Here is a 12,626-nt window from a genome sequence, read left to right on the forward strand (position 1 = left end):
ATGTGGATAAGGGTGGGGAGAAGTGGGGATAAGTGGGGTCCGATGTGGATAACAGGCCGGCGAGTGGGGTTCGCGCCCGTCGGGAGGGTGCAGCCGCCGGTCGGACCTCGGGGTGATCGGGGGCCGCGGAGCAGCCCAGCGCGCCGCGGCGGCTAGAAGTGGGGACGCGTGTTCCTCGGGCGCTTCAGCCACAATCTGGATGTCAAAGGACGGCTGGCGATCCCGGCGCGCTTCCGCGAGGCGCTCGGTTCCGACGTCGTGATCACGCGCGGCATCGACCGCTGCCTCTCCGTCTACCCGATGTCCGCCTGGGAGCCGCTGGCGGAGAAGGTATCCGCCCTCCCCATCAGCGACCCGGACGCTCGCACCTTCCGGCGCATGGTGTTCGCGGAGGCCGCCATCGCCGAGTTCGATCGCCAGGGTCGCATCCTCATCCCCCCAGACTTGCGTCGCTATGCCGGTCTGGACCGCGAGGCGATCGTGGTCGGCATGCACACCTACATCGAGATTTGGAGCCCGGAGCACTGGGAGGCTCAAGCCGAGATGATGGACAGCGAGGGCTCCACCATCGCGCAGCGGCTGGCCTCGCTGATCTAACTAGACCGGAGTTCCACCAGCCATGTCCACCGACGCCCACCCGGGCAACACGCCGTTCGACGCGTCCCGGCCGTCCGGCCATCAGCCGGTCATGCTGGCCGAGTCGCTCAACCTCCTCCAGGTCCGGCCCGGCGGGCGGTACATCGACGCCACCTTCGGCGGCGGTGGGCACACCCGTGCCATCCTGGAAGCCAGTGCGCCCGACGGCCGCGTGCTGGCGCTCGACGCCGATCCGGCCGCGGTGGCCCGGGGCGAGGCGCTCGCGGCTGAGGTCGCCCCGCGGCTGACCGTGCGCCATGGCAACTTTGCCGCGATTGCCCGCCTGGCGCGCGCGGCCGGCTTCGACGCGGTCGACGGCGTCCTGATGGACCTCGGCTTCTCATCGCTCCAGATTGAGGATCCGGCGCGGGGGTTCTCCTTCCAGCGGCCCGGCCCGCTCGATATGCGGTTCGACCCGACGTCGGGACCCAGCGCGCGCGAGGTCGTTAACACCTGGACCGAGGAGGATCTGGCGAAGATCCTCTTCGAGTTCGGCGAGGAGCCCAAGGCGCGCCGGATCGCCCGAGCCATCGTCGCGGCCCGAAGCGCTGGGCCGATCGAGACGACCGACCACCTGGCGGCGATCGTCGAGCAGGCCGTCGGCGGCCGGCGCGGGCGCGCGATTCATCCCGCCACAAAGACCTTCCAGGCGCTGCGCATCGCGGTGAACCGTGAACTTGAGGTGCTGGAGCAGGGGCTTGCCGGCGCCCTGGAGGTGCTCGCCCCTGGTGGGCGGCTGGTGGTGATCGCGTTCCACTCTCTGGAGGACCGGATCGTGAAGCAATTCTTCCGCACCGAGGCGCGAGACTGCATCTGCCCGCCCGAGACGCCCGTCTGTGTCTGCGGGCACCGCGCGCGGCTGCGGGTCGTCACGCCCAAGCCGCTGCGCCCGACCGAGGCCGAGCAGGCGCTGAACCCGCGCAGCCGGAGCGCCCGGTTGCGCGCAGCGGAGCGGTTGCCATGAGCACGGTCACGCGGGTCGGGCGGGCGCAGGCTGTGCGGCGCGAGCGGCGGCGCTACGTCTCGCTCAACGGCGCGGCGCTGGTGATCGTGGCCGGGGTGGCGGTGTCCGTCATCGGCATCCTGTACCTGATCCAGACCAGCCACGTCGCCAGCCTCGGCTATGAGCTCAGCCGCATCGAACGTGAGCGGAACGAGTTGGCCATGGAGAACGCGCGGCTCGGCTATCTCGTGGCCGAGCAGGAGTCGCTGGAGCAGGTCGAGCGCGTGGCAACCCAGGAGCTTGGTATGCGGCCACTGACGCGCTACCGCTTCCTGGAGGTGCAGGCGCCTGCGGAGGAGGAGCTTCCACCTCCCCCGACGCCGACGCCCGACGCTGAAACCCTCTGGGAGCGGGTGTGGCGCGGCCTGACCGGGGTCGGTCGCGCGCAGGCACCAGCGACCGGATCGCCCGCGTTGCCGGGCCTCGGGGGAGGCCGGTGATGCGCCGACCCTATGCCATCCCCCGTCGCCGGATCAACGTCCTGTTTGCCGCGTTCCTGATCTTCTCGCTGGCGATCAGCTACCGCGTCGTGTCGTTCCAGGTGGTGCGCAGCCAGGAACTGGCCAGTGAGGCGCACGCCATCCGCTACCGGGAGGAGGAGGTCCCGGCGCAGCGGGGCGATATCCTCGACGCGCGCGGCCGCCCCCTGGCGACCAACATGCTGTCCGACCGGGTGGTGGCCATCGTGGACAAGATCGAGGATCCGCGCCGGACGGCGGAGTTGCTGGCGCCGATCATCGGGCGCAGCGTCGATGACATCTACGAGCGGCTGACCGACCCCAACCTGGAATGGGTTTGGCTCCAGCGGCATCTCAGCCCGGAGGCTTCAGAAAAGATCCGGGAATTGAATCTCCCCGGGATCGTGCTCGATCCCGAGCCGCGTCGGGTCTACCCGCTGGGTGATTTCGCCTCGCACGTGCTAGGCTTCGTCAACTACGATTACGTGGGCTCCTATGGTGTCGAGGGGGCGTACAACGACATCGTCGGGGGCGAGCCGGGGAAGCTCATCGGGGAGCGGGACGCCGCGGGGAACGTGATCGCGTTGAGTCGGAGTACTCTCGACCCGCCGATCGACGGCGCGAATCTGACCCTGACCATCGACAGCGCCGTTCAGCGCATCGCGGAGCAGGCGCTCGACGAGGCCATCGCTCAGCAGCGAGCCTCGGGCGGTACGGTCATCATCCAGAATCCGAAGACAGGCGAGATCCTGGCCATGGCTAGCCGGCCGTCGTTCGATCCCAACGATTTCGCGGACGTCTCGGACCCGGCGCTCTTCAACAACCCGGCCATCAGCGCGACCTATGAGCCAGGCTCGACCTTCAAGGTGCTGGTGATGGCGCTCGGGCTGGAGACCGGCGTGGTCACGCCGGACACCACGTGGGAGGGCGCCCAGTACCGCATCATCCCCGGCGGCGCCCGGGTCACCAATGCGCTGGAGCAGGACTTCGGCCCCGAGACCATGACCGAAGTGCTCCAGCACTCCAGCAACCTCGGGATCATGTGGGTGGCGGATCTGGTGAACCAGGACCGGTTCTACCGGGGGCTGGTGTCGTTCGGCATCGGGCAACAGACCGGCATCGACCTGGCCGCCGAGTCGGACGGGCTGCTGCCTTTGCCGGGGGGACCGAGCTGGACGCCCGCCAGCTTCTACACGCACTCCTTCGGCCAGGGGCTCGCCGTGACGCCGATCCAGTTGGTCAACGCCATCTCCTCCCTGGCCAACGGCGGCAATCTGATGAAGCCGTACGTGGTCAAGAAGATCGAGCGAGCCGACGGTACCGAGGTGGTCGAGCCGCAGGTCGTGCGCCGCGTCGTCTCTGAGCATACGGCGCAGCAGATTACCGAGATGCTGACGACGGTGATGGAGACCACCTACCAGCGCTTCCAGGTGCCGGGGTACGACATCGCGGCCAAGACCGGCACGGCGCAGATCCCATCGCCCAACGGCGGTTACGAAGAGGATGCGACGATCGCCTCGATGGTCGGGTACGGGCCATCGCAGGATCCGCAGTTCACCGTGCTGGTGAAGCTCGACCGGCCGCAGCAGACGCCCTGGGGTGAGACGGCGTGCGGTCCGACCTTCCAGAAGATTTTCCAGGAACTGTTCCTGCTGTACGGCATTCCGCCGAGTAACCCGGACGCTGCCAGCGGGGTACCGGTCACGCCCTCGACATCGAGCACGCCCTGATCGGTGCCCGGTGTCGCCCGATGTGGGCGGGCGCACCCAGGCGCGTGGACGTCCGTGCCTGGGCGGAGATGGAGAGTGTGAGCATGTTGACGCTGCGCGAGGTGCTGGAGGGGTCGCGCGGGGCACTGCGCGGCGCGGCCGACCTCGGCACGCCGGTGCGGCGGGTCTGGCACGACTCGCGAGAGATCGAGCCGGGCGACCTCTTCGTCGCCGTGGTGGGCGAGCGCCTGGACGGGCATGACTTCCTGGCCGAGGCCTTCGCCCGCGGCGCGGTGGCGGCCCTGGTCGATCGCGCCCACGTGCCGCGTCTCCCCGCGGGGCTCGGCCCGTTGATCGTGGTCCCCGATACCGTGGCGGGTTTGCAGGATCTGGCTGCGTTCTGGCGCGCCAGCCACGACGTGGCGGTGGTCGGCATTACCGGGAGCATCGGGAAGTCGAGCACCAAGGAGGCCGTCTGGTCGGTTGCCTCCCAGCGCTTCCGCGCCATCCGCAGCCAGCGCAGCTTCAACAACGAGATCGGGTTGCCGCTCAGCCTGATGGAGATCGGCAGCGACACCGAGGTCGTGGTGCTCGAGATCGGCGGCGCCTACGCGCCGGGGGAGATTTCGCGGCTGGCCGAGATCGCGCGCCCGACGATCGGCGTCGTCACCAACGTCAGCCATTCCCACCTGGCGCGCATGGGCTCGCTGGAGGCGATCGCGGCGACCAAGGCGGAGCTCCCGGCCGCGCTGCCGGAGGATGGCGTGGCCGTCCTAAACGGCGACGACCTGCGGGTGCGCCTGATGGCCGACCGGTGCCGCTGTCGGGTGATCCGCTACGGCCTGGCGCCCGACTGCGAGGTCCGCGCCGAGAACGTCGAGAGCCACGGGCTGGACGGCATCTCGTTCGACCTGCTGGTCGACGGGGGGCGCCACCATCTGCACGTGCCGCTGCTGGGGCAGCATAGTGTCCACACCGTGCTGGCGGCGGTGTCGGTTGGGCTGGCGCTCGGGATGACCGTGGAAGAGACGTTTCCGGGCCTGCGGGACCCGAGCATCCAACTGCGGCTGCTGGTGGTGCCGGCCATCGGCGGGGCGACGCTCATCGACGACACCTACAACGCCAACCCGACGTCCAGCCTGGCGGCGCTGAACCTGCTGGCCGAGCTGCCGGCACGGCGGCGCATCGCGGCCTTCGGGGACATGCTGGAGCTGGGCAGTTACGAGGAGGAAGGGCACCGGATCGTCGGCAAGCGGGCCGCGGCGGTGGTCGATCGGCTCTTCACCATGGGGCCGCGTGCGCGGATCATCGCCGACGCGGCGGTCGCCAGCGGGCTGGCGCCTGACGCCGTGGTGGCGGTGGAGACCAAGCAGGATCTGATCGACGCGCTCAGGGAGACCATGCGCGAGGGGGATGTCGTGCTGGTGAAGGGGTCAAGGGGGATTCAACTGGAACACGTCGTGGCGGCGCTTCGTGATCGGACGCGCTCCGCATGATCCCGACGCTCAACATCGTGACCGATCTGTTTGATCTGCTGCGCAGCCAGAGCCTGCTGCCGCGGGATCCGGACCACAACCTGGCCGTGTCGCTCGGGCTCTCGGCCGTGACCTTCTTAATGACGGTCGGGATGGGGCGGCCCTTCATCCAGTTCCTGCGGGCCAAGAAGGTGGGCAAGCAGATCCGGATCGAGGAGCCCGAGGGCCACTTCATCAAGACCGGCACGCCGACCATGGGTGGCTTCATGATCACGATCCCGGTGCTCGTGGCCACGCTCGCGTTCAATCTCGCCGGGCGCCTGTCAATGCTGCTGCCGGTCGGCGTCCTGATCTGCACCGCCACGCTGGGGGCGATCGACGACCGCATGAGCCTGGTGGGGACCAACCGGGCGGGTCTGGCGGCGCGCTTCAAGATGATCTGGCTGCTGGCCTTCGCGACGGTCTCCGCCCTGATCCTCTATTTCCCGCTCGGCCTGCGCAGCATCTACATCCCGAGCATGGGGAAGTACGACATCGGGCTGCTCTACATCCCGATCGCCATCATCGGCATCTCGGGCTTCGCCAACGCGGTGAACCTGACCGACGGGCTCGACTCGCTGGCCGGCGGCACGGCGGCGGTGGCCTTCGTCGCCTACGGCATCATCGCTTACCTCCAGGGCCAGGTGCAGGTGGTGACCTTCTGCTTTATGATGGTCGGCTCGCTGCTGGGCTTCCTCTGGTTCAACGCCCACCCGGCCCAGGTCTTCATGGGGGATACCGGCGCGCTGGCGATCGGCGCGGCGCTGGCGACGGCGGCCTTCATGACCGGGCAGTGGCTCTTGTTGCCGATCGTAGGCATCGTGTTCGTGGCCGAGACGCTGTCGGTGATGTTGCAGGTGGCCTACTTCAAGTGGACCGGCGGCAAGCGCATCTTCCGCATGACGCCGATCCACCTGCACTTTGAGCTACTCGGCTGGTCGGAGACGCAGATCACGATGCGCTTCTGGTTGATCTCGATGATGGCGGGGCTCCTCGGAGTCGCCCTGGCGCTGATCTGAGGGGGACGGCGATGGCTCGGGCCGGGGCAGAGCAGGATCTGCGCGGGGCGCGGGCGCTGGTGATGGGTCTGGGCACGCGCCAGGGGGGCGTCGGCGTGGCCCGCTACCTGGTGGCGCAGGGCGCCGAGGTCACCGTGACCGATCTCCGCACGGAGGCGGACCTCGCTCCGGCACTGGAGGAGCTGGCCGGCCTGCCCATTCGCTACGTGCTGGGCGAGCACCGCGCCGAGGACTTCGAGCGGGCCGACCTCGTGGTCCGCAATCCCGCCGTGCCGCTCGATTCCCCCTGGCTCCAGCGTGCCCGCGCCGCCGGCGCCCGGATCGAGATGGAGATGTCTCTCTTCTTTCGCGCCTGCCCGGCTCCCATCATCGGGATCACCGGCACGAAGGGGAAGACCACGACCGCCACGCTCTGCGCCGGCATCCTACGGGTCGCCCGGCCGGACACGGTGCTGGCCGGGAACATGGGCACCTCGACCCTCGACGCGCTGCCCGGCATCCGCCCCGACACGCCGGTCATCATCGAGCTGTCGAGCTGGCAGATCGAGGGGCTGGCCGAGCACGGCCTCAGCCCGCACGTGGCCGTGATCACCAACATCAGCGAGGACCACCTCAACCGCTACCCGTCAATGGCCGCCTACGTCGAGGCCAAGCGGCAAATCGCCCGCTACCAGGGGCCGGACGACTGGCTGGTGCTGAATCGCGACGATCCGCTCGTCTGGGAGAGCCGCGCCGTGGGGGCGGGCCGGGTGGTGCCCTTCGGCCGGGCCGGGGACGCACCGGCCGGCGCCTTCCGCGACGGCGACCGGCTCGTCTGGCGGTGGGACGGTAGCGAGGTCGAACTACTGCGCCGCGATGAGTTCCCGCTGCCGGGGGACCATGCCGTCGCCAATGCCCTCGCCGCCGCGGCGGCGGCCATCCTGGCAGGAGCAAGCCCGGACCAAGTGCGGGCCGGGCTTCTCGGCGCGACGCCGGTGCCGCATCGCCAAGAGATCGTGGCTACTATCGACGGCGTGTGCTACGTGAACGATACGACCGCCACCGCACCGGCCGCGGCGCTGGCCGCGCTCGACACCTTCCGCGGGCGGCCGCTGGTCCTGATCGCGGGCGGTGCCGCCAAGGGTGCCGATCTCGGCCCGATGGCCCGGCGCGTCTCCGCTGAGGCGAGCGCCGTCGTCCTGCTGGACGGCACCGCTACCCCCGACCTCCACGCGCGGCTGCGCGAGGCGGGGGCGGCACGCATCTCCGGGCCGCACCGGTCGATGGAAGATGCCGTGCGGGCCGCGGCCGAGTTGGCGACGCCGGGCGGGGTGGTGCTGCTGGCCCCGGGCTGCGCCAGCTTCGGCCTGTTCCGGGATGAGTTCGAGCGCGGGGAGGCCTTCCGGGCGGCGGTGCGCGCCCTGGCTGAGGCCGCCCGGCGGGAAGGAGAGCCATGAGCGCCACGACCGCCAGGACCGCCGGGGAGCGCCTGCGCCGCGTCCGCGACGTCACCGCGGCGCGCTTCGCCGTGCATGCGCCCGACTACTGGCTCATCACCATCCTGCTGACGCTGGTCATGTTCGGGACCGTCATGGTCTTCAGCGCCAGCTTCACCATCGGTCTGAGCCAGGACGGCAACGCCTACTACTACCTGACCCGGCAACTCATGTGGGTCGCGCTCGGCCTGGCGGGGATGGCCGTGACCTATGCCGTCGACTACCACGTCTGGCGGCGCTTCTCGATCCTGGGCATGCTGGTCGTTCTCCTGCTGCTCGCCGCGGTGCTGATGCCGGGTGTGGGCCAGGAGGTCTACGGGGCGCAGCGCTGGATCTTCGTCGGGCCGCTCTCGGCCCAGCCGAGCGAGATCGCCAAGCCGGTGCTCATCATCTACCTGGCGGACTGGCTGGCTCAGAAGGGCGCCAAGGTGCGCCTATTCAGCTACGGACTGGTGCCCTTCACCGTCTTCCTCGGCCTGTTGATCGGCCTGCTCATGCTCCAGCCCGACCTGGGAACCTCGGCCCTGCTGGCGATTATCGCCATCGGCATGTTCCTGGTGGCCGGCGCGCGCCTGATTCACCTGAGCCTGCTGACCGGGGTCGGCACGGTCGCGTTCTTGGTGATGGCGTTGGGCTCGTCCTACCGCCGCCAGCGCATCCTGATTTTCCTCAACCCGGACGCCAACCCGGACCTCGCCTGGCAGCTCATCCAGGCGCGGGCCGCGCTCGCCAGCGGCGGTATCTTCGGCGTCGGCCTCGGCGCCAGCCGGCAGAAGTTCGCCTGGCTGCCCTTCGCACAGACCGATGCGATCTTCGCCGTCATCGGGGAGGAGCTTGGCCTGATCGGCTGTAGCGTCGTCCTGTTCCTCTTCCTGGCGTTCGCCTGGCGCGGCTACCGCATCGCCAAGCGCGCCCCCGATACCTTCGGGGCGCTCATCGCGGTGGGCATCACGACCTGGATCATCTTCCAGGCAGCCATCAACATCGGCGGGATCACCACGACGATCCCCTTCACCGGCATCACCCTGCCGTTCGTCAGCTACGGCGGTACGTCCTTGGCCGTGACCCTCACCGCGGTGGGCCTGTTGCTGAACATTTCCCGGCAGACGGTCGACCCGGCACCGGCGGCCGGCGCGGAGGTTCGCGCTCCACGCACGCACGCGCTCCGGCGGCGTGCCCCGCGTGAACCGGCCCCGGCCGGTCGCCTCGCGCGCGGAACCGCGGCGACTGCCCGCAGCAGCCGCCCACGGACCGGCACGGTCCGCGGCACGGCCGCCCGCGGGCGGGCGCAAACGAGCACCTTCGGACGCGGGCGGCGGGCCTCGCGCAGCACGCGGCACTGGAGGTGAGCGGATGCGTCAGTCCCCCGGCACTGCTCCGGATCTTCCCCCGCCCCCGGCGACGGTGCACCTGATCGGGATCGGCGGCATCGGCATGAGCGGGCTGGCCCGCATCCTGGCCGCCCGTGGCTATCGCGTGCGCGGCTCGGACGCCGTCGATTCTCCGGTGGTGCAGGCGCTGCGCGCCGAAGGCTTCCCGGTGACCGTCGGCCACAACGCGGCCAACCTGGGCGAGCCGGACCTCGTCGTGGTCACCGCGGCCGCGCCCGAGTCAAATCCCGAGGTGGCCGCGGCTCGGGCCCGGGGTATTCCGATCATCAAGCGCGCGGCGCTGCTGGGGCGACTATGCGACGAGCGCGTCTGCCTCGCCGTTGCCGGGACGCACGGCAAGTCGACCACCAGCGGGATGCTGGCCCTGGCTCTCGTGCGGGCCGGGGAGGATCCGTCGTTCGCGGTGGGGGCCGTGCTCAAGGAGCTGGGCACCAACGCGCGGCCCGGCGCGGGCCCGCACTTCGTGGCCGAGGCGGACGAGTACGACTACAGCTTCCTCTGGCTCCACCCCGATGTGGCGGTGGTGACGAACATCGAACACGACCACCCGGATCTCTTCCCGACGCGCGAGGCCGTCCTGGAGGCCTTCACCCGCTTCGTAAGCGGGATGCGTCCCGGTGGCACGCTCGTCGTCTCGGCGGACGATCCGGGGTGTCGTGACCTGCTGGCACGACTCGGCGATCGTCGCCCGAGGGTGGTAACCTTCGGGTCCGACCCTGCTGCTGACTGGTCCATCGTTCGCAACGAGGAAACGGGGTCGGGCGACCTGGTCCGCGCGCCGGGCGGGCGCACGCTGCGGCTGCGGCTTGCGGTGCCGGGTTGGCACAATCGCCTCAACGCGCTGGCGGCACTGGCTGCGGGGGAAGCGGCCGGTGTCGCGCCGGAGCGGCTGCTGCCGGGTCTGGCGGCCTTCGGCGGCGTCGGGCGGCGCTTCGAGGTGCGGGGGCAGGCACGCGGGGTGACGGTGGTCGACGATTATGCCCACCACCCGACGGAGATCCGGGCGACCATCGCGGCAGCGCGCGAGCGCTACCCCGCGGCGCGGCTCTGGGCGGTGTTCCAGCCGCATACCTACTCGCGCACGCGCGAGATGCTCGACGACTTCGCCGCCGCGCTGTCGCTGGCCGACCGCGTGGTGCTGGCGCCGATCTATGCAGCGCGCGAGAACGACGACCTGGGCGTCAGCTCGGCCGACATTGCCCGGCGGATCGACGGGCGGCCGGTGACGGTGGTCGAGTCGCCGGTTGAGGCCGGGGCGGCGGTGGCCGCCGACGCGGAGGCGGGTGATGTCGTGCTGATCCTCGGCGCGGGGGACATCTGGAAAGCGGGCGAGCGGCTCCTCGGGCTGCTCGGCGCCGGGGGACAAGGGATTGGAGGCACGTGACGTGGCACAGGGCGCCAGGAAAATTCGCGTCGGTGTCATCTTTGGCGGGCGCTCGGGCGAGCACGACGTGTCGCTGCGCTCCGCGCAGGCCATCCTGCGAGCCATCGACCGGGAACGGTTCGAGGTCGTACCGATCGGCATCACGCGGCAGGGCCGTTGGCTGAGCGGCGGCGACCCGCTGCGCCAGCTCGCCGCTACCTCGCGCCTGTCCCTGGCGCCGGGGGACGACCCGCCGGTCGAGGAGTCCGATTCCGTCAGTGCGCTGCCCGTGCCGGAGACGGGCCACGCCGTCGAAGTCGCCGGGGCCGGTGTGGTGCAGCAGCTCGATGTCGTCTTCCCGGTCCTGCACGGCCCGTACGGTGAGGACGGCACGGTGCAGGGGCTGCTGGAGCTGGCGGGCGTCCCCTATGTCGGGGCCGGGGTGCTCGGCTCGGCGGTCTCGATGGACAAGGTCGTGGCCAAGCAGCTCTTCGAGCGCGAAGGCCTGCCGGTCGCGCCCTGGTTGTGGGTGACCCGCCGCCAGTGGGAGCGCGATCCGGAAGGTGTGGCGGCGCGGGTCGAGCGGGAACTGGGCTATCCCTGCTTCGTCAAGCCTGCCAACCTCGGTTCCAGCGTCGGCGTCAGCAAGGTGCATCACCCGGGCGAGCTCGCCGGGGCGATGGACGAAGCCGGCCGCTACGACCGGAAAATCATCATCGAGCGGGGGATCGACGCCCGCGAGCTGGAAGTGAGCGTGCTCGGCAACGACGAGCCGATCACCTCGGTCGTGGGCGAGATCCGGCCGATCAACGAGTTCTACGACTACCAGGCCAAGTACGTCGATGAGGGCTCGGAGTTGCTCGTCCCGGCGCCGATCACCCCGGAGCAGTCGGACACGGTGCGCGAGATGGCGGTGCGCGCCTTCAAGGTCGTGGACGCCGCCGGGATGGCGCGGGTGGACTTCTTCCTGGAGCGAAACACCGGCACCATCTACATCAACGAGATCAACACCATCCCGGGCTTCACCCAGATCAGCATGTACCCCATCCTGTGGGAGGCGAGCGGCCTGCCCTTCCGGGAGCTGGTCACGCGGCTGATCGAGCTGGCGCTGGAGCGGCACGCCGAGCGCCGCGACGGCATCGAGGTATGAGCGAGCGCGTGTCCCAGCGGCGGTATCCGCCGGCCCGGCATGCCGCGCCGCCGCGTCGTCGCCGGCGCCGCTCGCGACTGGCGGGCTTCCTCCACGCGAGCGCGGTCAACGGCCGCCTGCCGGCGTTCCTGCTGGCCGTCGGGCTCGCGGTGTTGGGTGGGGGCTTCCTGTTCTCCGACGACTTCACGGTGCGCAGCGTCGTGGTTCAGGGGAACGCCCTGGCCTTCGCCGACTCGATCGTGGCGAGCAGCGGGGCGCTGGGCCAGTCCGTCTTCCGACTCGACACTGAGGAGGTGGCCCGCCGGGTCGCCGCACACCCGGCTGTGGCTTCGGCGGAGGTGCGGACGGAGTTTCCCGACCGCGTCGTGGTGACGGTGCAAGAGCGGGTGCCGGTCCTCGCCTGGCAAGCGGGGGAACAGGCCGTGCTGGTTGATCAGCAGGGATGGGTGATCGCGTTGGGATTCGATCCCAACCTGCCGCGCGTCGTGCAGACGGAGGGGGACCTGCCGCGCGTCGGTGCGCAGATTCCTCCGGAGCTGATCCAGGCCATTCAGGTCGTGCAGGAGCGCCTGGGCGAGCGGCTCACAACGATGGCCTACGAGCCGCGGGTGGGGCTGACGGCCCATCTGACCGACGGTCGAACGGTCGTGCTGGGGGACAGCGACCGCCTGCCGCTCAAGCTCAACGTGCTGGAAGCCGCGCTGACGCTGCCGGATCACTGGTCGCGGCTCGACCTGCGCGAGCCGGAGCGCCCCTACTACCAGTAGCAGGAGCAGGGATGCTTGTTCACGGTGTTCGGACACATAGGCACAGCGGAGCCGGGCGGGAATGGCGACGCGCGCATGTACGTACGGCGCGCATGAACAGGTTGTGCTATACTGGCGCTCAGCGGCGGCTCATCACTCAGA

At 70.1% G+C, this 12,626-nt stretch carries 11 protein-coding genes; all 11 read left to right on the plus strand.

Annotated elements, in window-relative coordinates:
• Positions 1–168: 168 nt before the first annotated feature.
• Positions 169–597 (plus strand): division/cell wall cluster transcriptional repressor MraZ, encoded by a 429-nt coding sequence (mraZ, locus tag IRZ30_RS05480; protein ID WP_294083750.1) that lies wholly within the window; start codon positions 169–171, stop codon positions 595–597.
• Positions 598–619: 22 nt separating this feature from the next.
• Positions 620–1,600, plus strand: coding sequence for a 16S rRNA (cytosine(1402)-N(4))-methyltransferase RsmH (gene rsmH / locus IRZ30_RS05485; RefSeq protein WP_294083752.1), 981 nt, complete (start codon positions 620–622; stop codon positions 1,598–1,600).
• Positions 1,597–2,079 carry a hypothetical protein gene (locus IRZ30_RS05490; RefSeq protein ID WP_294083754.1) on the plus strand — a complete coding sequence of 161 codons (483 nt, stop codon included), beginning with the start codon at positions 1,597–1,599 and terminating at the stop codon, positions 2,077–2,079. Before rsmH ends, IRZ30_RS05490 begins: the two co-directional genes overlap by 4 nt.
• On the plus strand, positions 2,079–3,827 hold the full coding sequence (locus IRZ30_RS05495; RefSeq protein ID WP_294083755.1) for a penicillin-binding protein 2: 1,749 nt from the start codon (positions 2,079–2,081) through the stop codon (positions 3,825–3,827). The genes IRZ30_RS05490 and IRZ30_RS05495 overlap by 1 nt, the downstream gene beginning before the upstream one ends.
• Positions 3,828–3,910: 83 nt before the next feature.
• The gene (gene murF / locus IRZ30_RS05500) at positions 3,911–5,302 is read left to right on the plus strand and encodes a UDP-N-acetylmuramoyl-tripeptide--D-alanyl-D-alanine ligase (RefSeq protein ID WP_294083757.1); all 1,392 of its coding nucleotides are present in this window, start codon (positions 3,911–3,913) and stop codon (positions 5,300–5,302) included.
• Positions 5,299–6,339, plus strand: coding sequence for a phospho-N-acetylmuramoyl-pentapeptide-transferase (mraY, locus tag IRZ30_RS05505; protein ID WP_294083759.1), 1,041 nt, complete (start codon positions 5,299–5,301; stop codon positions 6,337–6,339). Before murF ends, mraY begins: the two co-directional genes overlap by 4 nt.
• 11 nt (positions 6,340–6,350) lie before the next feature.
• The gene (gene murD / locus IRZ30_RS05510) at positions 6,351–7,775 is read left to right on the plus strand and encodes a UDP-N-acetylmuramoyl-L-alanine--D-glutamate ligase (protein WP_294083761.1); all 1,425 of its coding nucleotides are present in this window, start codon (positions 6,351–6,353) and stop codon (positions 7,773–7,775) included.
• On the plus strand, positions 7,772–9,163 hold the full coding sequence (gene ftsW, locus IRZ30_RS05515) for a putative lipid II flippase FtsW (RefSeq protein WP_294083764.1): 1,392 nt from the start codon (positions 7,772–7,774) through the stop codon (positions 9,161–9,163). The genes murD and ftsW overlap by 4 nt, the downstream gene beginning before the upstream one ends.
• A gap of 4 nt (positions 9,164–9,167) precedes the next feature.
• Positions 9,168–10,589 (plus strand): UDP-N-acetylmuramate--L-alanine ligase, encoded by a 1,422-nt coding sequence (murC, locus tag IRZ30_RS05520; protein ID WP_294083766.1) that lies wholly within the window; start codon positions 9,168–9,170, stop codon positions 10,587–10,589.
• Positions 10,576–11,718, plus strand: a complete 1,143-nt coding sequence (locus tag IRZ30_RS05525) for a D-alanine--D-alanine ligase (protein WP_294083768.1) — start codon at positions 10,576–10,578, stop codon at positions 11,716–11,718. Before murC ends, IRZ30_RS05525 begins: the two co-directional genes overlap by 14 nt.
• 8 nt (positions 11,719–11,726) lie before the next feature.
• Entirely contained in the window at positions 11,727–12,485 is a 759-nt protein-coding gene (locus IRZ30_RS05530) for an FtsQ-type POTRA domain-containing protein (protein ID WP_294083770.1), read from the plus strand.
• The last annotated feature ends 141 nt before the right edge of the window (positions 12,486–12,626 follow it).

This window comes from Sphaerobacter sp. (genome assembly GCF_019683595.1).
GTDB lineage: Bacteria > Chloroflexota > Chloroflexia > Thermomicrobiales > Thermomicrobiaceae > Sphaerobacter.